This window comes from Proteus faecis, assembly GCF_003144395.1.
GTDB classification, from domain to species: Bacteria; Pseudomonadota; Gammaproteobacteria; order Enterobacterales; family Enterobacteriaceae; genus Proteus; species Proteus faecis.
Genome location: NZ_PENZ01000047.1, coordinates 85,881 through 109,382 on the forward strand (window position 1 = coordinate 85,881; position 23,502 = coordinate 109,382).

A 23,502-nucleotide genomic window follows, 5' to 3' on the forward strand; every position below is an offset into this window, starting at 1 on the left:
TATATCCATAAAAGCATGCTTAATATTATATTTATATTGATTTTCTTAAATAAAATCTTTCTATATTTATATATTCATCTATAATTTTTTGAATAATCACTTGGCACTCAAACCTAAACTCATCAGATAAAAACAAGCTCTCTGGATATTTATTAAACATGGTTTTTACTCCCTGTAATAACTTCATTTTTACCGTTATTAATAAACTTCCCCATTCACCTGATAATAGTGAGATTAAATATTTACTCATATCTTCTGGATATGTCATTCCATAAAATATTAATTGATAAAGTTGTTTTTCTGATATGGTATTCTGTAACTCTATTTTCTTAAAAAAATTCATATTTAATTCTATAAAACCATATAATGCTCTTAATTTATTTACTCGTTCTAATAATTGTCCAAATTCAGAACTTTGAGCACAACTAGGCATTAAAGATTGCATATCACATAACAAACTTTGAGAAAGAAATGTCAAAATAATCGTGCATTGTTTAACGTCATATTCTTCCATCCACATCTGAAAGAAATAAATTGGGTCTATATCTAAATTAATATAACTACGATATAAATCTCGTAGTACAGTGGGATTTAATGATAATAATTTAGCAAATGTTTTTGCTTTTAAGGCAATATTTATTCCTGCTTTAATATTCTTGGCATTTTCACTCTCAAGTAATCGAGCGATTTCATTTTCTATTCCAGCATCTAACTGAGCACCAAGTTTTTTCTTTCTTAATAACTCACGTAATACCATCACCAGATCGCTTTCATCAGGAAACATTTGCCGTAAATAAGCAAGAAGTTCTTGAAGACTTAGACCTGATTTTTTAAACATTAACAAAACTTTATCGAGTTTTTTATCTGCACCCTCTTCTGTTATATAGAGTGTACTTTTCCCCCGATTAGCTTTTTTATCTAACCACTTTCCATAACGTTGAGAAAATTGAGTCGCAACCATCGACATATCATCAGCAATATCGGCTAATTGATTTTGGTAATTTTGCTTTTCTGAAATTTTCGGTTGCTTATATTCTGTTTCTTGCTGACTTTTGCGACTAACGTTATTTTCTTTCGATTCCACTCTAATCGGTATAGAAGAGTTAATTGGTGCAATCATTACATTACCTCATAAAAGCTTGAAGTTGTTGCAATGCTTGTGTTGTTTTTTTATTCATTGGTTGAAATGGATCTTGGCTTAGGGATTCTGATAAATCCGTTTCTGTATTATCCAATAAACGAGGTTGTAACATAAAAATACGTACCATCTTTTTATTATTGTCTGATTTATAACTAAATAATCCACCAATCAAAGGTATTGAACTTAATACGGGAATTTTAGTTTCAGCATTAATATTATCTTCACGAGTATAGCCACCAATTAATAGACTTCCTCCTTCTGAAACGCGCGCGACAGTACTAATATTCGTGCGGTTAATTACAGGTAAACGTTCAACCGTCTCATCTTTTTCTGCATCATCTTTTTTTTCTGCCCCATCTTCCAAATTGATGATCATTTCAATTTCTTTATTAGATCCTCCAATTCTTGGCAATACACTCATCATCGTCCCAAACGTTGTTGATTCTAATGTCGCAACACGCTCACCTTTAATTTGGGTATAAAAGGTGGTGTTATTATCAAAAATTGCTGGAGTATTTTCTTGAGTTAATAGAATAGGGCGAGAAACCATTTTGGCATCGCCGTCTTCTGTTAATGCTTTTATTTTTCCTAAGAAATTAAAACCTGATGCAGCACTTAAACTTGATGTATTAAAAGAGAAGGAGTGATTGCCTGAGGTATATCCAGCTTGCCAATCAATACCTAAGCTATCCGCTTTATTTTTTGAAATATCAATAATCCATAGCGATAGTTCAACTTGTCGTTTAGGTTTATCGAGTTGTTCAATTAAAGAACTGACTAATTCTAACCCTTCTCGACTGGTTTTAACTAATAAGCTATTTGCGGCAGGCAAAGGAACCAATTCAACATGATATTGCCCCATTTGTGTAATAATCGGTGTGGCTGATAAATCATTTTCATTATTATCAGTAGGTAGTGAGCTATCACCTTCCCTTTCTATAGGGTTATTTCTTGAAGAATAAGTGCTTTTTATTGGTACTCCTGTTTGAGACATAAACAACTGCTGAAGCACTGTTGTAATACCTGGCAATACAATCTTTTCATCTCGTAAAGAGTAAGTTCTATCTTGTACAAAGGTATTTTTTAGTGCAAATACTTGCACAAATTCCTCTCCATAACGGGAACTACCTGTTGGTACTTGATTACTTATATTTTGATAAATTTGCTCCTGAACCGCATTATCAAGATACTCAGCAGCCGCTTTAACTAATTTAAGATAAACAGGAGGTCCAGAAATATAAAAAGTACGCTGATCCTGCCCTGAACGTAATGGAAAACGAGCATCAAATAGCCCTACATCTTGAAGATAATTTTTGAGTTCAGTTATTCCAATATTTTTTACTTGGAATAATTCTTGTTGGATCTCACTATTATCATAAACATAAATAGATTCCCCATCATTGAAATAGAGTAGTGACATTCTGCGCACCATCGAATCAAAAGCATCCTGAGGTGAAGAAATATCAAAATTTCCTGTCACTCGTTTTTTCTTAACAGCATTACTTAAAATAAATGGTTTATCTAATTTATCTGATAATACAAAGAAAAATTGCTCGATACGTGTATCAACTGCAATAAACATATCAGGTTTTTTTACCTGATGTGTGTAGATAACCTTCCCCTCTGCACCTTGAACAGGAAAAATTAAACTACAACAAATTGATAGCCCAATAGCACAGCAAATATTATTTTTTATTTTCATAAAGTAGGTGACCAATTCGACGGAATTCCGTCGGTGTAATACCAAACAGTGTTTTTATTTCATTAGAAAAATGGGATGCAGAACTAAACCCATTATCTACTGCAATTTGGGTCAACGATTCGCTTGTTGATAAAGTAGTAAGAATCGATGATGCCGCTCGCCATGAACGTAATTGACTCTTACCACAATTACCTAAATAACGTTTACAGAGCCTTCTAAAATGCGTGCCTGATACACCATATCGCTCTCCAATTTGAGCAATATTACTCTTTTTCTCATCTAAATAACTGATGAGATGTAATACAAGCCAATAGCTTTCACTATGGCGAATGGTGACAAAAAGAGGTTCTAATTGGCTATTCTCTTTTAAAGCTTCGCTAATTAATATGTACTCTAATGATCCTTCTCTATTTTCTATATGAAAAATCTGCTGATTAATATCAAATTCAGTGCCTATTGCTGTCATTTTTGAAAAATCACGAGCATAATCAATAAAGGCTAATAATCTGGCGCAGATAAAAAAAGACCTTTTTTCTATTTTCCAACTTTGATTATCAGATTGAAAAACAACATCACTATTTTTAGCATTATAAATAAATGCACTTCCTTTTATCATTTTTGTAAATTGGCCATCTCGTATTTTAATTGATGATTCATTATTCCGCGGAATACAAAAAAACAATGAATTACCCATTAATATGTTTTTATCACCACTTATCTTTATATCGTTTATCAACATAATTTAAACCTCAGGAATATAAATCAACTCAAAAATGACAAAGATAACGATACAATATCGTTAACGAGAGACAATTTACGTGTTATGATTTGCATGTTCTTCGAATAATACCATCAATAATTAGTGATAAAAATATATAATTAAAGTACCGAGTTTATATTTTACAAAATATTTTTATAAAAGGTATCTTAAAGTAACAAATAAAAAACCTGTTCTTTTTTTAAAAAAAACACTCTGATATTGTAATCTAATATCAATTCACGCAATAAATAGATGAGATAAATTCTAGGATATTTTTATGCTTTATTATTTATATATTTTGAATGGACCTTTAAAGTATACAAAAATATCATTAATCCCAAATGAATATTCACTATCAACATATAACAAAGGAAATAAAATACATGATGATGATGCAAGCCAACTTTACATTCCATGCGATGATGAGACATTAATTAAAAAAATTAATATAAAACTAAAAGATACAAAAGAAGATCAAAATACATTAGTGATAGAAGAGAGTATGGTAGCGAATGAAATAGGTAGTGAAATAAATATAGATCTTGATAAACCTATTTATCTTGATAATACCCCTATGTTTTTAATTAGTGAAAAAGCGAATTTAGTAAAAGAACAATTAGTATTTCAGAAGAGAGTCATTCACGTTAACTCACGTAAAAAGATAGCTATTACATTGATAGTAGCTATCTTTTTCTTATTGCTATCTATTCCAATTTTCTTTTTTAACAAAAAAGAAGTTAACAATGTCATACCAGAACCAACGTTATCAGTAGAAAACTATCACCATTTTTTAGGTTTAAAAAATCATTACTGTTTCTATGATGAGGCCACCCCTGAATGGGTTAAGAATAACAATAGTCAATATTCATATGTCGACATAAAAAAAATAAATCTTATTTTTAATCGAGAGAAAAAAATAATAAATAACATTTCAATTAAAGATGGTTCAAATCCAATAATAGCTTTTATTTATCATAACAACCATGAAAAAGATAAAATTAACACATTTATTCAACAACAGTTTTCCACTTTTTGCCAACCAACTATCAAAGCTATCTCTATTCCTAGTTTAATTGAACAGGTGAATGCATTCTCTTTTGCAAACGAAACCAGTTATCAAATAAAAGAAGAGAACAATGGGATCACCTTTATATTTGATGGTGTTTTAAATAGAGAAAGCAAAATAAGATTTGAACAATTTATAAAAAAACAAACCTTCATTTTTGGCAGAAAATTTATATTTTACCATGAGAATATAGGTAATCCCGATTTAATCAATAAAGCAACCTTACAGGAAGATAACGGATATATTTTTATTGATAGTCAACACCGTTATTTTCCTAAAGGATAATATTCATGCTTCATTACTATAAAGTCACAAATATTTAGAGGATTAATATCATGGCAAATAGCTCAGTGACCGATGATGTAAGTTCAATTAAAAAAATAGACGACTACTTTCAAGATCCCGTAAAAAATCAAAGTGATGCTTTAAAAGCATCACTAGATGCCTTAAAAGCAGATACTTCGAATGCCGCCGCATTAGCGGATTATCAAGCAAGATTAGCTGAATACAATATTACACGGAATGCTGAATCAACATCAATTAAAGTCGTTAAAGACTTAGCGATGAGTATTATTGGTAATATGCGTTAATCTTAATTTATATAAAGGATATTTATGGCTATTTTACCTGTTTCTACAGTTAATTTACCTGCATTATCTGAAAACACAGATAATGCAGATTCATTATCTTCAATAATAACTAAAAATATTGCCAGCGGTTTTCAATATGAAACGCAACTACATGAAAAACTGGCAACATTAAGTCAGCTTTCTGATGTTCACAGCTATACCAAGCTACAATCAACGCTAAATGATTATACCATTACGATGAATTTAGCCAGTACCTTGGCAAGAAAATCATTGAATATCGTAGAAACCTTATTAAAGGCGCAATAGTAATGAAAACCAGATATTTATTAAGCATGTTATTATTTTGTCTGGTTTCACTATTAACTGGGTGTAAAGAGCAGTCATTATTAACCGGTCTGAATCAGCGCCAGGCAACACAAGTGCAAGCTGTATTACAAAAACATCAGATAACCAGTACTCAAACTGCATTAGGCAAAGGATTATTTGATGTGTCAGTTAAAAAAGAGGATGTTGCTGTCGCTGTTCAGATATTGGAACAATATCAATTACCTAGTAATGAGCGGATTGAGGTTACTCAAATATTTCCATCTGATGCATTGGTTTCTTCACCACAAGCCGAAAAAGCACGATTAATTTCAGCTATTGAGCAACGATTAGAACAATCATTACTCACGATTGAAACCATCATCGATGCAAGAGTACATATTAGTTACCCTATATCTCCTTCAGAGCGCATTATTCCACCTCCTCACGCATCTGTTCTCATTTTTTATGAAGACAGTGTAATTGATGCTGAACAACTTGGTGAAGATGTTCGCGCTTTTATTCACAATTCCTTTAGCGATATGAATGAAGATAATATTACTGTTTTACTTTATCCACGAAATATCAATAAATTAAGAGCATTAAAACCTCTTACTAGTAATGAAAATAGTGCAGTCGCTTTTAATTATTGGTGGTTGGTCGTTCCACTTTTTATAGGCTTACTGTTTATCACTATATTGATTTTTATAAAGTATCGCCAAAAAAAGTTGATGGAAAAGGAGAAAAAAGATGACACTCTCTCTTCCACAGTTTGAGAAAATATCTACTGTGATGTATGAGCCTCTGCAATACATCCACCCAGACTATAAAACAGTAGCAATCCTCAATGAGGAACGTATTTGGCAACAATTTGCTAATCATCAATTGATTCAAGAATATCAGCTTATCACTGAAATAGACTGCGATATAGAAGCTGACCTTGTAGTCGAAAAACTATTTACTCAATGGTCGTTATTACCTCAATGCGCATTGTTTTTAGGTTATTTTTACTCGCCTAAATATATTTTGCATTCAGGTGATTACTATGAGTTATCATCATCACTACAAGCTTTTCTCTCTTTAAGACCCGTCATGTTAATAAATGAGGAAAATAAAAATGATAATAATGAGATAGAACCTATCACGTTAGGTTATCAATTATTATTTACTTTTATTCATTCTATTTCAGTCGCATTAGCACAACGGTTTAAACTCTGCTTCCCAATAAATCAGCCCCAACTTGAATTATCACCGAATCTACTTTTATCACGTTCACTTTTTCTTTTGGTGCTTAATTATGCTGCGTTCAGTGCCTGAAAAACTGTTGGATTATACCTGTGAAGGGCTGCTTATTCGTGCCCGTTATATCCGACAATTGGATAATATCCATAAAATAAATCTCGCCACAAAAAATAATGCGAAAAAACTTATTCGCGTTACTGAAGAAAAACTAAAATCAAATCATGATGCAATGGTTAGACAAGGTTATAGCGAGGGATTAAAAACACTGTTGGGGGATATATTAACCTTATTCTCTCGGTATCAAACCCATTTATTCAACTATGAAATAAAACAAAGAGAGTTGATCATCAATACAGTTGCTCAATATTTCCAATCACCAGATATGCAAATAGAACTAACAAAACAACTTATTGCCGCGAGCCCCTTAGATCATAAACTCACACTTAATATTCCTAAAACCTTGCAACCTTATTTAGAAAAGGCACTGAGTGATCAAAATGTTGAATTTATTCCCCATGATAATACAACGATTTCTGTCAGTGCTGGATCACAAATCCTTTTCTTTGATCCACCTCTTTTCATGCAAGATCTCAAAGCTCAATTTCATCAGCCTTATACTGAAAAAAACCAACTCGCATTTTCTCAAGAGCTTAAAACACATCTAATCAATTATATTCAACAATTTGAATTGTTAGAAAGCCAAGACGAAAATCAAATGCAAAGAGAGCACCCTAATGAAGATTGATCCTGCCTATACACAATCGCCATCTCACTTATCTTCAAGAATAAATACAGATAAAACAGAAATAATAGAGGATCACCCAACATCACTGCCTAGAGCAACAGAAAGTGATCTTTTAGCTCCTTTTCTTAATCGAGATTTTTATCAGCGATTACAAGCTCAAGGCATCAATGATGCAAAAAAGATCCTTAACTTCTTAAATCAATATGATGTAATGAATGATGGTAATCAAACAGTTAAAGAGAATCGTCAACGAAGCATATTAATGTATGCCCACCAACAGAGTGTATTAGATAATACAGAAAATAAAGAAGCGATTAATCAATCACTTATTTCATTTCTTTCTTACCAAGGTTTCTATCATCAAGTCACTCTTGATTTACTGGGTATGACAGATAACCAAGAAGAGTATTCAGATTTCTTTAAACCCGATTCAGCTTCATTTTTATTTTAATTATAAAATTTGAGCACCGGGTCCTTTTTCACCTAATACATCATCAGGATTACGTAACGGACAATCACTTAAAGATAGACAACCACAGCCAATGCAGTGATCAAGCCCGTTACGCAGTCGCTTAAGACGACGAATACGTTCATCTAACCGCGCTTTCCAATCCGTTGATATTTCGTGCCATTGTTCTGCCGTTAATTTACTGTTTGGTGGATATTTCCCTAATATCTCTTGAATTTCTTTTAACGGAATACCGGTACTTTGAGCAGCTTTAATAATCGCCACATAGCGTAATACAACCGGTGGGTAACGCCGTTGATTACCGGCACTTCGATAGCTTTCTATCAATCCTTTTTCTTCATAAAAATGCAATGTTGAAATTGCAACACCACTACGTTTTGCTACCTCGCCAACAGTAAGTGCTCTATTGAAATCTATTTTCTCTTTTTTCATTTTTTTCTCTTGACCTCAACTTAACTTGAGGTTTTATAGTCCTCACCTCAAATTAAGTCAAGTCAGTGAGATCCTGACTTTTATTTTTAAGAATGTTGAGGTCAGATGAATGCCTAACTCAATTGCACGTATTCTCGAAAGTCACGCTTTATGGCTTATCGCCAGATTACTCATTCTTGTTTTGTTTCTCTCCTCTGGCCTTGCCAAGATTTTTGATTACCAAAATAGTTTGGCTGAAATGCGTGCAGCCGGATTAACTCCAGATTGGTTTTTTAATATTGCCACAGCGATCATTTTACTTTGTAGCTCACTTTTAGTGCTTTTCGATCGCTATCTATGGCTAGGAGCAGGCTCTTTAGCCCTCTTTTTATTTTTAACTATCGTGATTGTTCATACTTTTTGGAATATGACAGGAGAGAAGGCGATGCTGTCGATATTTTTCGCAATAGAACACCTCGCTGTTATTGGTGGATTAATCACTACAGCAATAGCAAGTCATTTCAGAGCGTTATGGAAAAAAGCTAACGTATAAGACGATAAAAAAATATAAAAAAATTTCTGATGGGAACAATAATAATATGAATAAAAAACTAACTCTTACTGTATGTGCCTCACTCTTTTTCGTTAGTGCCGGTGTGATGGTTTATGCAACAACATCATCTGATAAAGATGCATCACAGCAATTTGCTTATCCCCCCACAAAAGTGGCATTAGCAACCGTACAATCATCAAAATTACCCAACAATATGCAAGGGGTTGGAGAATTAGAAGCCGCACGCCAAATTTATTTAGCGGCTGAAACTAATGGTCGAATTGCCGTAATTAATTTTGAGTCAGGGCAAACTGTTAAAGCTGGCCAAGTTTTAGCTAAATTAAATGATGAACCAGAACAAGCTGAATTATTACGTTTGCAAGCGCAATTAACCAACGCAGAAAAACTCTATTCTCGTACAAGACAACTTTATAGTAAAAACATGGTGGCAACAGCGCAATTAGATAGCACCTTATCCGAGCGCGATATGATTGTGGCCTCCATCCGTGAAGTGAAAGCGCGGATTGCACAAAAAACAATTAAAGCCCCCTTTGAAGGTATTGTTGGGATAAAACTTGTTCATGAAGGCCAGTATCTAAATGCAGGTGAACATGTCGCGTCACTTGTTGATGCAAACCATTTAAAACTCAATTTTTCACTTGATGAACAAGCCACACCAAAAATTTCAACAAAACAGCCAATCAATATTGAAGTCGATGCTTACCCAAATATCATTTTTACGGGTTCAATAAATGCAATTGATCCTCTTATTGGTTCTTCTCGTACAGTACAAATACAGGCTGTTTTACCAAATACTGACCATAAATTAAAAGCAGGCATGTTTGCTCGTGTTCAAGTTACTTCTCCTGATAGTCCTATGGTATTAACCGTACCAGAAACGGCGGTCACTTATACGGCCTATGGAGATACCGTGTTTGTAGCGCAATCTGACAATCAAAAAAACCTTATCGCTAAGCGTGTCTCTGTGAAAGTTGGATTGCGCTACAACGGCATGATTGAGATAAAAGAAGGCTTAACTATCGGTGATCAAGTTGTCTCTTCAGGCCAAATTAAATTAAGTGATGGGATCTCAATTGAACCCATTAAATTAGATACTTTAACGTTGGCTCAGTCTGCGACTGCAAAGCCATAACAGGAGCATAGTATGAAGTTTACCGATATTTTTGTTCGACGCCCTGTTTTGGCATTAGTTGTTAGCACACTCATTTTTTTACTGGGTGCATTTGCATTCAGTAAACTGCCAATTCGCCAATACCCTATGTTGCAAAATTCAACCATAACGATTGCAACAGACTACCCAGGAGCATCATCTGAACTGATGCAAGGATTTGTGACACAGCCGATCACACAAGCCGTTTCCTCTGTAGAAGGTATCGATTATATTTCTTCCTCTTCAATACAAGGAAAAAGCTTAGTCACCGTCAGAATGGAGTTAAACCGCGATCCCACCCAAGCATTAACGCAAGTAATGGCAAAGGTAAATCAAGTACGTTATAAGTTGCCAAACCAAGCTTATGATCCGGTCATTGAGCTTTCATCTGGGGAATCTACAGCTGTGGCTTATGTGGGTTTCTCAAGTGAACAGCTTTCTATTCCTGAACTCACAGACTACCTTTCCCGTGTTGTTGAGCCAATGTTCTCATCTATTAACGGTGTGGCTAAAGTACAGGTTTTTGGTGGACAACAATTAGCCATGCGCCTGTGGTTAGATGCAGATAAACTGGCTGGTCGCAACTTAACAGCAAGCGATGTAGCAGAAGCAGTTCGCCGTAATAACTATCAAGCGGCACCAGGTAAAGTCGAAGGTGAGTTTGTGATTGCCAACGTTTATGTCAATACCGATCTCACTAATGTCGAAGAATTTAAAGACATGGTTATCATGAATGATGGTAATAATCTTGTTCGCTTACGTGATATAGGTACTGTCGAGCTAGGTGCTGCTGCCACTGAAACTAGCGGTATTATGAATGGTAAAAAAGCGGTATTTTTGGGTTTATTCCCGACACCAACAGGTAATCCACTTGTGATTGTTGATGGCATTCGCGAACAGCTTGCTGATATTCAAAAAACCTTACCACCAAGCGTTGATGTAGAACTGGCATTTGAAACTTCACGCTTTATCAAAGCTTCTATTGAACAAGTAGTACAAACATTAATCGAAGCTATTTTAATTGTTATCGCGGTTATTTATCTCTGCTTGGGATCGTTCCGCTCTGTTCTTATTCCTGTACTAGCCATTCCATTATCGATGCTAGGTGCTGCCGGATTAATGCTTGCCTTTGGTTTTAGTATTAATTTGCTCACTTTATTGGCAATGGTTTTAGCTATTGGATTAGTTGTGGATGATGCAATAGTGGTTGTTGAAAACGTACATCGCCATATCGAAGAGGGATTATCACCTGTTCAAGCCGCTTTAGTGGGGGCAAGAGAAGTGGCTGGCCCTGTTATTGCTATGACCATAACGCTAGCGGCTGTTTATGCTCCCATTGGTTTAATGGCAGGATTAACAGGCGCATTATTTAAAGAATTTGCCATAACACTGGCAGGTAGTGTGATTGTATCCGGTATTGTGGCATTAACTTTATCCCCCGTGATGAGCTCATTAATGCTAAAACCAAAAGAAAATGAAGGCAAAATGGCCAAAATGGCAGAGTTTGTCTTCGATAAACTGGCTCATTATTATGGTTACATGCTTAATTTTTCTTTAGCTAATCGCTGGTTAACCATTGTTTTTGCCTTAGCTGTTTTCGTCAGTTTACCGTTTTTATACAGTCAGACAAAACAAGAGTTAGCACCTTCTGAAGATCAGGCTAGCGTTTTAACTGCTATAAAAGCGCCACAACATGCAAATCTTGCCTATGCAGAACGTTTTAATCAGAAATTAGATGAAATTTATATGAGTCTACCTGAAACAGATAGCACATGGATAATTAATGGAACTGATGGTCCATCAGCGAGTTTTGGTGGTATTAACTTTGATGGCTGGGCTCTACGTGATCGCAATGCAGATCAAATCCAAGCTGATTTGCAAAACCGCGTCAATAATGTGGAAGGTACTCGTATTTTTGCTTTCCAATTAGCCTCTCTACCCGGCTCAGTAGGTGGATTGCCAATACAAATGGTATTACGTAGCCCATTAGGTTACCCAATATTGTTTGAAACCATGGAAAACATTAAACAGCAAGCAAGAGAGAGTGGCCTGTTTGTCGTGGTGGATAGTGATTTAGATTACAACAATCCTGTCGTTCAAATCGCCATAGACAGAGCGAAGGCCAATACTCTAGGTATTCGAATGCAAGATATTGGTGAATCACTGTCTCTGTTAGTGGGCGAACATTATATCAACCGTTTTGGGATGGATGGTCGCTCTTATGACATTATTCCACAAAGTGTAAAACACCAACGTTTAACGCCTGCAGCACTTGCAGGGCACTATGTTCGTACCCAAGATAACGTGTTAATTCCATTATCAACGGTTGTTAATATTACGACTCAAGTAGAACCCAATAAACTGACACAGTTTAATCAGCAAAATGCAGCCATTTTCCAAGCTATTCCCGCACCGGGCATCACGATGGGGCAAGCTGTCGAATTTCTTGAAAATGTGGCAGATTCATTACCAGCCGGCTTTAGTCATGATTGGCAATCGGATTCTCGCCAATTTAAACAAGAAGGAAATACGTTAATATTTGCGTTTATTGCTGCACTTATTATTATTTATTTAGTGTTAGCTGCACAGTATGAAAGCTTGCTCGATCCTTTGATTATCTTAATTACCGTACCATTATCTATCTGTGGCGCATTAGTACCATTAGCGTTAGGTATGGTGACACTCAATATTTACACTCAAATTGGTTTAGTCACCTTGATAGGGCTTATCAGCAAGCACGGGATTTTAATGGTGGAATTCGCTAATGAATTACAAGTTCATAAAAACCTAAACCGTCGTGACGCCATTATTGAAGCAGCCAAAATCCGCTTACGTCCTGTATTAATGACCACGGCGGCAATGGTTATTGGGCTTATTCCACTGTTATTTGCCAGCGGTGCAGGCGCGAATAGCCGCTATGGATTAGGGCTAATTATTGTATCGGGTATGTTAGTTGGCACCCTGTTTACGCTATTTATATTACCAACGATGTATAGTTTCTTAGCGCGAAACCATCAAATCAGCGCTCAAACTGAGCGACAAAAACAGTTACAGCAAGTCCGAGAGTTGTAGACCTACAAAATAAAAGGCCATTACAAGCAATAATGTCGTAAAAATATCCCCATTGTGAATGCAATGGGGATTTTATTTATTAATGGGAATTATTTTTTAATAATGGAATACGTTTTGCTAAAGCAAATACTGTTAATTCTGCAAGTTGTCTAATTTCATACAATGCAAATGGTGTTCTTTTTTCTCTCACCTCATGCACCATTTCTTCTAAACTTGTTTTGTGTTTTTCATCAGGTGACATATTCATCATTCTTTCAACGAGAAGCATTTCCATCGTTCTTCCAATACCACCAAGACAGTGAACTAAACTATTTGAATTAGCAGATAAATCTATTGTTTTTTGTATAGTACAAAGTGTCATTTCTAATTTATTTGCATCTACTTCGGTATGATCTTTCCAATTAGGAATATGAACAAAATTTATTTCTTGAGTTCCCTGCGGGGAGGTTACTACCTTGGGATAAATATTATAGTTCAATATATCGTCTTTATCTTTAACAAATTTATTCTCCTTAGAGGAGTGCTCTTTTACATTTACATCATTATAACTTCTGTTATTTTCGAAATATTTTATTACATTATTAACATTATATTTAATATCATCATCTGATGCGAGAATATAAACAGTGTCAATTTTATTTTGTATCAGAGAGTTTAAATAATTCTCCATATTTTTTTCATCACTTTTAGGATATTGCGAGGCAACCCTTAAAGCGTTATCTTGAGTACCGCTAATTATATTAGCCGGTAGTTTTTCATTATTATATTTTAATAGATTTTCATTACATAACTTCATTCCAAAATTAGAATTATCTATTATTTCATATCGAGAAGATAAATACTTATTTGAAATTAAATTATTAAATAATGTCTTACTCATATTTAAAATATCCACTATATCTGAGGTGTTACTTTTTAGTTTACTGTTTACAGCCGTTAAAAAATCCGAAGAATTAGCTACCCTCTTATTACCTTTCTCATTAAAAAGATAAGCTGTAGGTTTTAAAATGCTGTATAATTTTGTCTGAATAGGTACTTGTGTATCCAAATTTAGTGAAGTATTTTTTAATTTTCTAGGTGGTAATTCTGGCGGCCTATTCACTTTAACGTTCTTAGGCGGTAAGGCTGGCGGACTATCAACACGACTTAATTGATTATATATTTGTTGAGTTTTAGTAGTATTATGTACTTGAGAAACTCCCTCGGTCATCGTTCTTTTTTCTGGATCAGGTGTATGCAATTTTTGACTGGTATTCTTAATATGACTAATACTATTATGAGAAGTATTCTCTTTTTTAACATATTTCGTTTCTAAACCTCTATTTATTTTATCAATATTTGGACGGCTAAAAAAATTTAATTTTGAAAACATATTTGACCTTTTTATAAATTACATTTAAATAAAAAACCGCCAAATGTTATACTTATTAAAAAATTTAAATATAGAAAAAACATCTTTTCTAACTAATGTTCATTTTAAGAAAGAGAAAACATTCAATGATAAAATGCCGATACTGTTGAAAAACATATCGGCATTTCAATTTAAAAGGAAAAATAAATATCTAACTCATATGATTATCTTACATAGTAGAGAATGTATTCATAATTATCCCGCCAGAGATAATCAATGCCATAGAGAATATGGCTGGTAAATCTGGTTTTTGCTTATATAAAATCATCGCCACTAAGGTCACACCGACAATACCAAATCCACACCATAGTGAATAAGCAACACCAACGGGGATATATCCCATTGCGCGTGTCAAGGCGAAATAACAAATACAGTAAGCAGCAATAACTAAAACAGAAGGGGCTAATTTACTAAAGCCATTTGTTTTTTTGATCATAGACGTGCCTGTGATTTCAGAACCGATAGACAGCGCCAGCCATAAGAATCCGGTAAACATAATTGTTATCCTTATTTATTTTAATAAATGCTTATTTATCAAAAAATAGTTTTATTAAAAAATAGATTTATTAAGAAATAGATTTATTTATTAACTGGCGATGCTGCCTGTTTAATAGTAGGAGTTTCTGTTGCCTCTTCTTCCTCTTCTGAGCCCATTTTAGAGAAGAGATTCATAATCACAATACCACTAGCAATAACAGCCATACCGATTATGGCCGCAGTATCAGGATGTTGACCATAAAACGCCATACCTAATGTTGATACAACTAATATACCTGTACCAGACCATGTTGCGTAAGCTAAACCAACCGGAATATTTTTTACTGCACGCGATAATGAGTAATAACAAATAACATAAAGAACAACAATTAAGCCTAATAATAATGTTTTAGTGGTACCCTCACTATTATCAAACATTTTTAAGGTAGAGGTTGCTGAGGTTTCTGAAATAATAACCGCCAACATCCAAAGCCATGATTTTGCTTTTGGGGACATAATAAGACTCCTAAAGTATCAGATGTAATTTAATATTAATTTTTCAAACTTTTTAAATATTCAATAGCAGAATCCGTCAATTTATCTTGCGATAAATGATATTCTCCAGGATTATTCATTACTTCATTTAAAGTAATATAGCGATTATTATTCTCTTGTTTAATTTCAGGTTTAGCTTGATGGTTAATATCATGGTTTATTAAATTAGCTTCAACATTATTTATAGAGTGAAACATAATCCCCATTGATTTTAATCGGCTAATATTTCCCTGAATAAGCAGGTTGTATTCTTTATTTTTATTTAAACCTAAAATCTCATTTAATTCACTTTCTGGTTGGCAAAAATAAGGTAATGCAGTAATAGGAATATTTTTAGCAAGCGCAGAATGAATTAATTTCCCTTCTTCACTGATAAATAGACCATTAATAATCTCTCCCACCAGTTTTTTATCGAAATAAGGAATGAATAAAGCGTGATAAGAAGATAACGTATTAATATCAAATTCACCCGCGTTATACATTTCTCCTAGATGACGCCATTTCGACAAATCATGACTGGCTCGTGCCTGTGTTGTGACAAAAAGAGAAAATCGAATATGAGAAAATGTGTTGATACGTTGACAGATTTCATCTTGATATCCCGGTGCAGGTGTAAGTGCTAACAACACCGACTTTTTCATTCTTTTTTCTATTTCAACCACTATCCTTTCAATTAACTGATCGTCCATTACGCCACCTCATTGTCTTAGCTGACAATAAATACGCTGTCGTTATTGCGAAGTCCTGCTGCATTGGCTTCATCAGTATCAATATGAAATTCCAAAGCAAATTTATCACTAACACGAACAACAACCTCATCAAAAATCAGGCTACGCTCACCTTCTGTTTTTACATGTACCTTTTGCCCATTGATGACGTTTAACATTCTGGCATCAATTTCACTCATATGAATATGGCGTTGTGCGCAAATCACTTGCTCTTTTAATTCAACATGACCCGCAGGCCCCATTAAAACAGCATTGCCAGAACCAACTAAATCACCCGATTCACGTACAGGTGCTTTTACACCTAATGCAAAACAGTCAGCTTTTGAAATTTCTAATTGGCTTTGTGAACGAACTGGCCCTAAAACACGCACTTTACTGATCGAACCTTTAGATCCCACAACAATCACACACTCTTTTGCAGCAAACTGCCCCGGTTGTTTAAGATCTTTAAATGGGGTGAGTTGATAACCTTTGCCAAATAATGCTTCAACATCTTGTTGTGATAGATGCACATGACGATTAGAAATACCAACAGGGATTGCCATTCCTTGCGTCTCTCCCGACATCACGCCATGTACAGGTAAACGAGAGAGAATTTTTCCCATGAGCTGTTGATTAATCATTATTTTTTACCTTTACGACTTTCTGGTTTACTCTCTTTTTTACTGCTTTGTGCTTTATCTGTAGTTGTCTTAGTTTCAGGAGTAACATTTTGAGCCTGTAAATCTGCAACTGCTTTTATCGAGTCAAGATCCTCAATTTCATTTTTAATCGGGGTCTCAACGACTGCTTCAACAACTTTTTCAAAAGCAGCCTCTTGCATTTTTTCAACAGCCACAGGCGCTTTTTTCTTACTTTTTATTGTCAATAATTTAGTAATAACGCTTGGCTCTGGTCTTGCGATCACTAATGATCCGATAACCAACTCTTTTTGGCTCACGACATCAACACCATGATCAACCGCTGTTCTTACTGCACTGATCTCTCCCTGAAAACAGATTGATACCAAACCAGATCCGACTTTCCGGTATCCGATAATTTCTACATTTGCGGCTTTACAAGCTGCATCTGCCGCTTGAATGGCTGCAGTTAACCCTCGTGTTTCAATCACACCTAAACTGTTCATCTTTCTCTCCTACTTAGTGACGGACAAGACGGATATCGAAATCAAATTTCTTAAAGAAGGCTTCTAAGCTGTCCAACTCTTCTGGCGTATAACTTGGATCGACTTTTATCGGATAGATCATGTCCAATTTGTCGTATTTATTACGTCCAAATTGGTGATAAGGAAGAATATCGATGCGCTGAAGATTACCGCGTTTTGAGAGTTCCATTGCGTAGTTAATTGCGCCAGTGATCGCATCATAAGAGTCGTTATAACCCCGCACTAAAGGCATACGGACAACCACATTTGCACCGAGATCCATTAGGCGCTCTAAATTACGGCGAACATTCTCATTACCAATGCCAAACAACGCTTTATGCTGAGTGGTATCAATGTGTTTAATATCAATCAGAAATTGATCAACAACTTCCGCTAATTTTTCATAATTCGCCACATTAGTGGTTGCTTGTGTTTCCACGGCGGTATTGATCATCATCTTTTTACATTCTCGTAAAAGCGCTACTGCAAAATCAGTTTGTAAACTCATTTCACCACCACCGATTGTGACACCACCGCCTGAAGAGATGTAAAAGTCATAATCTTGCATAATGATTTTCATCAACTCAGAAACAGAAACATCTTTTCCTATAATATCAAGCGCATCAGAGATACAGGCTTCTTCACATTTGCGACAACCAATACAATCAACAGCGCGATCAACACGATGAACTTGTTTACCACTTTCATTGGTTGTCATGTAATGCACACCTGCCGGACAAACATCAACGCATTTACCGCAATCGACACATTTGTCGTGAGAGTACATCACCTGAAATTCACTGCTAAGACCTTCTGGATTTGAACACCAAGGGCAGCGGATATTACAGCCTTTTAAAAAAACGAGAGTACGAATACCATCACCATCATAAATAGAGTATTTCTGGATATTAAATATCCGACCTCTTGTTTCTGCTGCCGTCTCCATCTTTACGCCTCCAAATCTGCATCAAACATCCCTGTTCGATAAATTTAAATCTTGTCTTGTCGATTAAAAGGGATAGCCTTTGCCATCCCTATGGCTATGATTAGAATTTCTCAATCACAGTACGACTGATAATTTCATCCTGAACTTCTTTACATAATTCAACGAAGTAAGCACTGTAACCTGCAACGCGAACAATCAAATCACGATACTTTTCAGGCTCAAGTTGTGCTTTTTTCAGTACTTCATTATCAACATAGCTAAATTGCATTTGGCCATTACCCAGAATTGAAGCCGTTCTTAATAAGGTAATTAAACCTTGGCGCCCTTCATTGGTATCTAATAAGCCTTTCAGGAATTTGAAGTTATGAACCATACCAATATTCATGGTTTCAACATTCATCTTACTGATTGATTTGATAATCGCCGTTGGACCATGCTTATCAGCGCCTTGTGTTGGGCTGATCCCATCTGATAATGGTTTCCATGCGAAGCGACCATTTGGCGTCGCTGCAGTTAATTCACCAATTGGTGTGTTGTTAGAGATAGACAGCGTTCCGTGGCTCAATGTGGAGTAGAGCATTTTATATTTACGACATTCACGCTCAGTCCATTCCGTAATATCTAACGCATATTGGTCAACTACATCGTCATCGTTACCAAATTTCGGTGCATTTAAGCAGTCACGTAAAAGCTCGTCATGGCCTTCAAAGTTAGCTAATAACGCATCACGGATTTGCTCTAAGGTGTATTTTTTATCTTCATAAACAAGTTTGCGAATAGCCGCCATTGAATCAACGTAAGTTGCTAAGCCAGAGAAGATAAGACCTGGGCCATGATTAACCATCGCCCCACCCGCCGTGACGTCTTTACCTTGTTCCATACAGCCTTCAACCAGCAGAGACATTAATGGTTTCGGTGCAACATCACGGTGAACACGTTGACTGATCACCGTACCAATAGCAGATAAACGAACGATATGTGCCACTTGCTCTTTTACAGCGCGATCAAAGTCTTCATAAGTACGCAAGTCGCGTAAATCGCCTGTATCTAAACCTTGATAGCTATCAAACAGCACCATACGGCCACGATTTAATACAAACTCAATGGCGATAGGCCATTGGGTATAACCTGTTGATGTCCACTGATAAATACGACCTGATTTTTGTGGCTCAACACATCCCATCAAGCAGTAGTCACGCGCATCTTCAAAATCAAAGCCTTTACGTAGCATCATCTTGATATGTGAATCATCGAAATGACACGCAGGGAACCCCATACCGGCTTTCACCACATCAACAATTTTTTCCATATATTGTTGTGGTGATTGATTATGAATACGACATGCGAGTGATGGTTGATACACTTTCACAAAGCGCACAGCATCCATAATTAAGTAAGTTAAATCGTTACATGCATCGCCACCAGAACGTTTTTGTCCGCCAATGGTTAAGTTGATAAATGGCTGATAACCTGCGAAATATTTCGCACCTAGCTCACTCGACATCCACATTAACTCAGCACATTTGATGATAAAGGCTTGCATCATTTCTAGTGCTTGTTCACGCGTTAAACGACCGGATTTGATATCGTTTTCATACATTGGGAAGCAGTATTGGTCTAAACGACCTAAAGAAAGACCCGTTTGGTTCTCTTCAACTTCAAACAGTGACTCTACTGTCCAAATGCTTTGCAGTGCTTCTTGCAGTGTTTTTGGTGGATTAGCAGGTACATTTTCGTTGACTTGAGCAATCGTCAGTAACTCTTCACGACGCTGTGGATCACTCTCTTTTGATGCTAATTCACGCGCATGTTCTGCAATGCGATGTGCATAGGCAATCACCCCTTCACAGCTTTCAATAGATGCTTTGTAGAAGTAAATACGATCGATATCAGCAGGATTGTCCATGCTTAATTCAGCGAGTTTTGCTTGTGCATCTGCTTTAATACCGTTCATGCCTTTAGTGAAAAGCAGTACGTCATAACCTGGGCAAGTATCGCCACCACCATTGATTTGGTGATAAGAAAGGTCACTGACAAAAGTTTCACCACTAAATTCCCATACACCCGCTTCGCGATATTGCGCTTCACAGATCTCATCTAAAGAACGACCTTCCCAGAATGGAACAATCTCTTCACGAATGACTTTTTTATCTTCTTCTGAAATTTGGAATGGATCTTGTGGACGCGTGCTCATAGTATCGAGTTCATCACGAACCCAGCGCCATGCAATATCAGGAGAGAAAGCACCAGCACGCGGTTTTCCACAAGGATGTCCAACAATCAGTTCTTCATCTTGAATTAAGATAGGTGCGGTTTCACATGCGCGACGGAATGCTTTAGCGCGCAGTAAAATAGGGGGTAACCCTGGGTTATTACGGACAATTTCAGTAAATGCTAATGCTCTATAAATAGAGACGCTTGGACGTGCTTCTAAATAGCGATTACGTAAACGTTGTAAGCGAGGTGTTAAACCTTCCATTACTTTGAATTCACCTGCATTCGCGCTTGGTGCAACAAAGTTTGCAGAAGGTGCAGCGTATTGAGGCTGTGAATTCGCACGACCATTATATAAACGTACTTGCAGTGAACTGTGTAAGCTTGACAAATTGGCGCGCGCTGATAATAACATTTCTGATAATTCGTTAATGCTGATACGAGGATCGTTGATATCAACACCCTGCGTTATTGCATCAAACATTGGATAACCATCAACTTCTTTGGTTGCACGCACTTCTGAAAGCTCAGCTAATTTCAGCCATACACTTTCAACAATTTCATACGCTTGTGCTTGCGTTAAACGCCCCTGGTCGATATCACGTTGATAGAAAGGATAAAGTGCTTTATCAAATCCCATTGGATTAACGGCATAACTACCATTTTCCAGATGTAAGACTAATTGCAATAAATAGAATACTTGAACCGCTTCTTTAAAGGTTTCTGCGGGTTTTGCCGGTACTTTACGTAATATTGCTGCGCTATCTAATAATTCGGCTTTACGGTATGGATTACCTTCCATTGCAGCCAAATTCTCTGCTTTTGCAGACAGAAGTTGCGCAAAATACAGTGCTGCATCACATGCATAAATCGCTGATTTACAATAATTAGCTTCATCCATACTGCTACGATTTACCGCACTACCAATGCTTCTAATTCTCTCTTCAAGCTGTGCTTTGATAGCTAAGAAACCTTGGTTTACCACCAGCATATAATCAGGTGATGCAACGCTATTGTTAATACTTAAGAAACGGTAGATAGAGTCACTACGCACTTCTTCTTCAGTGTGAAAAATCGCACCGCGTGGTGTTGATGACTGACTGCCGATAATCAGTTCATCTTGTGCTATATAGCTTGGAAAATGACGGATAAAATCATAAAAACGTTGCGCAGGTTTAATTGCTTGTGGAACACCCGCAATGCTGTTGTCTAATGAATCAAAAATTGTCGCGCGCTCTGTACTGATTGAGCTATTGCGTGAAACTAAACGTTCTGCCAGCATTTTTACGCGTGGCGTCAAAGAATATTTGGCCATGTGAGGCTCTCCTGATGTTCTTTACTTGACCTAATCGGTATTAATTTGGTTGAGTACTAACTGTGTGATACACCGGCAAATGCCTGACGATACAATGTTTCTAATTGGTGTGTGTTCACGTCACGCGGATTTGTCGGCGTACAGCTATCTCGTAAAGCCTGTCCAACCATTTCCGTTAAACGGGCATAAAAGTCCGCTTCACTGACACCGGTATCGCGAATACTCTTCGGCATACCCATTTCATCTTTCAATACATTAATGGCGACGATTAAACTGGTTACCCCTTCCTTTACGGTGTTAGCCGGAAGTCCTAAGCTTTGAGCAAGGTAGGCGTAACGTTTTGCAGCTTCACTATTACAATCACCATGAAGATTGGCGTTAAAGGCAACGACATGTGTCATCAATAACGCATTTGCACGACCGTGAGGAACGTGAAATACACCACCTAATGCGTGAGCAAGACTGTGAGTAATACCCAGCGAAGCGTTAGTAAATGCCATCCCCGCAATACAAGATGCGTTATGCATTTTTTCGCGAGCCATCAAGTTGTCACCTTGATGATGGCAATCAATAAGATGACCAAAGACTAACTTGACGGCTTTCTCTGCCATCGCATCAGAAAAATCAGATGCTGCTTTAGAAACATACGCTTCTAGTGCATGACAAAGAACATCCATACCTGTATCAGCGGTAATAGCTGGTGGCACAGATTTCACCAACTCAGGATCGAGAATGGCGACATCAGGCAACATAAACTCATCAACCAAGACCAGCTTTTCACTGCGTGATTTGATCACTGAAAAAGAGGTCACTTCAGAGCCCGTACCACTCGTGGTTGGGATCGCAATAAATTGTGGTTTTGTTCTGTTGCTCTCTTTACGGGTATGCCAGAGGGAGTACATAACGGCTTTCGCGGCATCAATCACTGATCCACCACCGAGTGCGATAACCAAGTCTGGATAATGAGCATCCATGATCTTCATACCACTCACGATGGCTGAAATATCCGGATCTGAAGCAACATCATCGTAAATTTGGAACTCGATACCTCGTTGCATTAACTTATCAGTGACTTTATTTGCAAAGCCAAACTTCACCATTGCTTTATCTGTCACCACAAATGCGCGGCGGGCAGTTAACCCAGAGAGAAAATCCAGTGCATTGGCGCCAAACTGAATTTTGGGTTTTATCAGAAACTCACTCATGTCGTTATTACTCCTTACTGTCCCGATAAACCTTCTCAACAATGGCAACCACTGACATCGCCTTGTAACGATCTTTGTTCAGTGCAAAGTATTCTTCAGCCAACACAACATCGTTGATACCTGCACCGACACTGTCCACAGCAACATAGGTTTTGTTTTTCAGTGGGTTAAGCTCATCATCTAAGGTGGCTATCATTAATAAATTGCTACCTTTCAATTCTGGGCTTTTTTGTGTCGCTACTACGTGTCCGATTACCTTTGCGAGGATCATGGTTTATATCG

At 36.5% G+C, this 23,502-nt stretch carries 24 protein-coding genes; 10 read left to right on the forward strand and 14 right to left on the reverse strand.

What is annotated here, in order from left to right; translation table 11 throughout:
• Positions 1-31: 31 nt before the first annotated feature.
• From sctW to DK858_RS16325, 3 genes are read right to left on the reverse strand one after another with little or no spacing between them, the layout of a single operon-like run.
• Entirely contained in the window at positions 32-1,120 is a 1,089-nt protein-coding gene (gene sctW / locus DK858_RS16315) for a type III secretion system gatekeeper subunit SctW (RefSeq protein WP_109398305.1), read from the reverse strand.
• 4 nt (positions 1,121-1,124) lie between these two features.
• On the reverse strand, positions 1,125-2,843 hold the full coding sequence (sctC, locus tag DK858_RS16320) for a type III secretion system outer membrane ring subunit SctC (protein ID WP_109398306.1): 1,719 nt from the start codon (positions 2,841-2,843) through the stop codon (positions 1,125-1,127).
• Positions 2,827-3,582 (reverse strand): helix-turn-helix domain-containing protein, encoded by a 756-nt coding sequence (locus DK858_RS16325; RefSeq protein ID WP_109398307.1) that lies wholly within the window; start codon positions 3,580-3,582, stop codon positions 2,827-2,829. The genes sctC and DK858_RS16325 overlap by 17 nt, the downstream gene beginning before the upstream one ends.
• A gap of 298 nt (positions 3,583-3,880) precedes the next feature.
• Between DK858_RS16325 and DK858_RS16330 the strand changes: the two genes are divergently transcribed.
• From DK858_RS16330 to DK858_RS16360, 7 genes are read left to right on the forward strand one after another with little or no spacing between them, the layout of a single operon-like run.
• Positions 3,881-4,954, forward strand: coding sequence for a hypothetical protein (locus DK858_RS16330; RefSeq protein ID WP_109398308.1), 1,074 nt, complete (start codon positions 3,881-3,883; stop codon positions 4,952-4,954).
• A 50-nt stretch (positions 4,955-5,004) separates the two neighbouring features.
• The gene (locus DK858_RS16335) at positions 5,005-5,259 is read left to right on the forward strand and encodes an EscF/YscF/HrpA family type III secretion system needle major subunit (protein ID WP_109398309.1); all 255 of its coding nucleotides are present in this window, start codon (positions 5,005-5,007) and stop codon (positions 5,257-5,259) included.
• A 24-nt stretch (positions 5,260-5,283) separates the two neighbouring features.
• Positions 5,284-5,565, forward strand: coding sequence for a type III secretion system inner rod subunit SctI (sctI, locus tag DK858_RS16340; RefSeq protein ID WP_109398310.1), 282 nt, complete (start codon positions 5,284-5,286; stop codon positions 5,563-5,565).
• Positions 5,566-5,567: 2 nt separating this feature from the next.
• Positions 5,568-6,338, forward strand: a complete 771-nt coding sequence (gene sctJ, locus DK858_RS16345; RefSeq protein WP_194294858.1) for a type III secretion system inner membrane ring lipoprotein SctJ — start codon at positions 5,568-5,570, stop codon at positions 6,336-6,338.
• Positions 6,313-6,879: a type III secretion protein gene (locus DK858_RS16350; RefSeq protein ID WP_109398311.1), complete on the forward strand. Its 567-nt coding sequence runs from the start codon at positions 6,313-6,315 to the stop codon at positions 6,877-6,879. The genes sctJ and DK858_RS16350 overlap by 26 nt, the downstream gene beginning before the upstream one ends.
• Positions 6,860-7,549, forward strand: coding sequence for a type III secretion protein (locus tag DK858_RS16355; RefSeq protein ID WP_109398312.1), 690 nt, complete (start codon positions 6,860-6,862; stop codon positions 7,547-7,549). The genes DK858_RS16350 and DK858_RS16355 overlap by 20 nt, the downstream gene beginning before the upstream one ends.
• On the forward strand, positions 7,539-8,000 hold the full coding sequence (locus DK858_RS16360) for a hypothetical protein (protein WP_109398313.1): 462 nt from the start codon (positions 7,539-7,541) through the stop codon (positions 7,998-8,000). The genes DK858_RS16355 and DK858_RS16360 overlap by 11 nt, the downstream gene beginning before the upstream one ends.
• On the opposite strand, the gene soxR is transcribed toward DK858_RS16360, so the two are convergent.
• Positions 8,001-8,450: a redox-sensitive transcriptional activator SoxR gene (gene soxR, locus DK858_RS16365; RefSeq protein ID WP_109398314.1), complete on the reverse strand. Its 450-nt coding sequence runs from the start codon at positions 8,448-8,450 to the stop codon at positions 8,001-8,003.
• A gap of 109 nt (positions 8,451-8,559) precedes the next feature.
• On the opposite strand from soxR, the gene DK858_RS16370 reads away from it, so the two are divergent.
• The 3 genes from DK858_RS16370 to DK858_RS16380 are packed head-to-tail and all read left to right on the forward strand — an operon-like array spanning position 8,560 to position 13,225.
• On the forward strand, positions 8,560-8,982 hold the full coding sequence (locus tag DK858_RS16370) for a DoxX family protein (protein ID WP_109398315.1): 423 nt from the start codon (positions 8,560-8,562) through the stop codon (positions 8,980-8,982).
• Between the two features lie 46 nt (positions 8,983-9,028).
• Positions 9,029-10,135, forward strand: coding sequence for an efflux RND transporter periplasmic adaptor subunit (locus DK858_RS16375; RefSeq protein WP_109398316.1), 1,107 nt, complete (start codon positions 9,029-9,031; stop codon positions 10,133-10,135).
• Positions 10,136-10,147: 12 nt separating this feature from the next.
• Positions 10,148-13,225, forward strand: a complete 3,078-nt coding sequence (locus DK858_RS16380; protein WP_109398317.1) for a MexW/MexI family multidrug efflux RND transporter permease subunit — start codon at positions 10,148-10,150, stop codon at positions 13,223-13,225.
• 79 nt (positions 13,226-13,304) lie between these two features.
• Here the strand turns inward: DK858_RS16380 and DK858_RS16385 are convergent, their stop codons facing one another.
• The 10 genes from DK858_RS16385 to DK858_RS16430 form a co-directional block, all read right to left on the reverse strand.
• On the reverse strand, positions 13,305-14,597 hold the full coding sequence (locus DK858_RS16385; RefSeq protein ID WP_109398318.1) for a protein-tyrosine phosphatase family protein: 1,293 nt from the start codon (positions 14,595-14,597) through the stop codon (positions 13,305-13,307).
• A gap of 208 nt (positions 14,598-14,805) precedes the next feature.
• Entirely contained in the window at positions 14,806-15,132 is a 327-nt protein-coding gene (locus tag DK858_RS16390; RefSeq protein WP_004245856.1) for a DMT family transporter, read from the reverse strand.
• An 83-nt stretch (positions 15,133-15,215) separates the two neighbouring features.
• Positions 15,216-15,629, reverse strand: coding sequence for a DMT family transporter (locus DK858_RS16395; RefSeq protein WP_109398319.1), 414 nt, complete (start codon positions 15,627-15,629; stop codon positions 15,216-15,218).
• 35 nt (positions 15,630-15,664) lie between these two features.
• Positions 15,665-16,357 (reverse strand): hypothetical protein, encoded by a 693-nt coding sequence (locus DK858_RS16400; protein ID WP_109398320.1) that lies wholly within the window; start codon positions 16,355-16,357, stop codon positions 15,665-15,667.
• A 17-nt stretch (positions 16,358-16,374) separates the two neighbouring features.
• Positions 16,375-16,962 (reverse strand): phosphate propanoyltransferase, encoded by a 588-nt coding sequence (locus DK858_RS16405; protein WP_410110874.1) that lies wholly within the window; start codon positions 16,960-16,962, stop codon positions 16,375-16,377.
• 56 nt (positions 16,963-17,018) lie between these two features.
• Positions 17,019-17,522, reverse strand: coding sequence for a BMC domain-containing protein (locus DK858_RS16410; protein WP_109398322.1), 504 nt, complete (start codon positions 17,520-17,522; stop codon positions 17,019-17,021).
• Between the two features lie 13 nt (positions 17,523-17,535).
• Entirely contained in the window at positions 17,536-18,486 is a 951-nt protein-coding gene (gene cutD / locus DK858_RS16415; protein ID WP_109398323.1) for a choline TMA-lyase-activating enzyme, read from the reverse strand.
• Between the two features lie 100 nt (positions 18,487-18,586).
• Entirely contained in the window at positions 18,587-22,015 is a 3,429-nt protein-coding gene (gene cutC / locus DK858_RS16420) for a choline trimethylamine-lyase (protein WP_109398324.1), read from the reverse strand.
• Positions 22,016-22,071: 56 nt separating this feature from the next.
• On the reverse strand, positions 22,072-23,220 hold the full coding sequence (locus tag DK858_RS16425) for a 1-propanol dehydrogenase PduQ (protein WP_109398325.1): 1,149 nt from the start codon (positions 23,218-23,220) through the stop codon (positions 22,072-22,074).
• 7 nt (positions 23,221-23,227) lie between these two features.
• The gene (locus DK858_RS16430; protein ID WP_004245867.1) at positions 23,228-23,491 is read right to left on the reverse strand and encodes a EutN/CcmL family microcompartment protein; all 264 of its coding nucleotides are present in this window, start codon (positions 23,489-23,491) and stop codon (positions 23,228-23,230) included.
• Positions 23,492-23,502: the final 11 nt, after the last annotated feature.

Coding starts and splice junctions, on each gene's coding strand:
- sctW (WP_109398305.1), bottom strand. CDS start 1,120: ATGATTGCACCAATTAACTCTTCTATACCGATTAGAGTGGAATCGAAA.
- sctC (WP_109398306.1), bottom strand. CDS start 2,843: ATGAAAATAAAAAATAATATTTGCTGTGCTATTGGGCTATCAATTTGT.
- DK858_RS16325 (WP_109398307.1), bottom strand. CDS start 3,582: ATGTTGATAAACGATATAAAGATAAGTGGTGATAAAAACATATTAATG.
- DK858_RS16330 (WP_109398308.1), top strand. CDS start 3,881: ATGCTTTATTATTTATATATTTTGAATGGACCTTTAAAGTATACAAAA.
- DK858_RS16335 (WP_109398309.1), top strand. CDS start 5,005: ATGGCAAATAGCTCAGTGACCGATGATGTAAGTTCAATTAAAAAAATA.
- sctI (WP_109398310.1), top strand. CDS start 5,284: ATGGCTATTTTACCTGTTTCTACAGTTAATTTACCTGCATTATCTGAA.
- sctJ (WP_194294858.1), top strand. CDS start 5,568: ATGAAAACCAGATATTTATTAAGCATGTTATTATTTTGTCTGGTTTCA.
- DK858_RS16350 (WP_109398311.1), top strand. CDS start 6,313: ATGACACTCTCTCTTCCACAGTTTGAGAAAATATCTACTGTGATGTAT.
- DK858_RS16355 (WP_109398312.1), top strand. CDS start 6,860: ATGCTGCGTTCAGTGCCTGAAAAACTGTTGGATTATACCTGTGAAGGG.
- DK858_RS16360 (WP_109398313.1), top strand. CDS start 7,539: ATGAAGATTGATCCTGCCTATACACAATCGCCATCTCACTTATCTTCA.
- soxR (WP_109398314.1), bottom strand. CDS start 8,450: ATGAAAAAAGAGAAAATAGATTTCAATAGAGCACTTACTGTTGGCGAG.
- DK858_RS16370 (WP_109398315.1), top strand. CDS start 8,560: ATGCCTAACTCAATTGCACGTATTCTCGAAAGTCACGCTTTATGGCTT.
- DK858_RS16375 (WP_109398316.1), top strand. CDS start 9,029: ATGAATAAAAAACTAACTCTTACTGTATGTGCCTCACTCTTTTTCGTT.
- DK858_RS16380 (WP_109398317.1), top strand. CDS start 10,148: ATGAAGTTTACCGATATTTTTGTTCGACGCCCTGTTTTGGCATTAGTT.
- DK858_RS16385 (WP_109398318.1), bottom strand. CDS start 14,597: ATGTTTTCAAAATTAAATTTTTTTAGCCGTCCAAATATTGATAAAATA.
- DK858_RS16390 (WP_004245856.1), bottom strand. CDS start 15,132: ATGTTTACCGGATTCTTATGGCTGGCGCTGTCTATCGGTTCTGAAATC.
- DK858_RS16395 (WP_109398319.1), bottom strand. CDS start 15,629: ATGTCCCCAAAAGCAAAATCATGGCTTTGGATGTTGGCGGTTATTATT.
- DK858_RS16400 (WP_109398320.1), bottom strand. CDS start 16,357: ATGGACGATCAGTTAATTGAAAGGATAGTGGTTGAAATAGAAAAAAGA.
- DK858_RS16405 (WP_410110874.1), bottom strand. CDS start 16,962: ATGTCGGGAGAGACGCAAGGAATGGCAATCCCTGTTGGTATTTCTAAT.
- DK858_RS16410 (WP_109398322.1), bottom strand. CDS start 17,522: ATGAACAGTTTAGGTGTGATTGAAACACGAGGGTTAACTGCAGCCATT.
- cutD (WP_109398323.1), bottom strand. CDS start 18,486: ATGGAGACGGCAGCAGAAACAAGAGGTCGGATATTTAATATCCAGAAA.
- cutC (WP_109398324.1), bottom strand. CDS start 22,015: ATGGCCAAATATTCTTTGACGCCACGCGTAAAAATGCTGGCAGAACGT.
- DK858_RS16425 (WP_109398325.1), bottom strand. CDS start 23,220: ATGAGTGAGTTTCTGATAAAACCCAAAATTCAGTTTGGCGCCAATGCA.
- DK858_RS16430 (WP_004245867.1), bottom strand. CDS start 23,491: ATGATCCTCGCAAAGGTAATCGGACACGTAGTAGCGACACAAAAAAGC.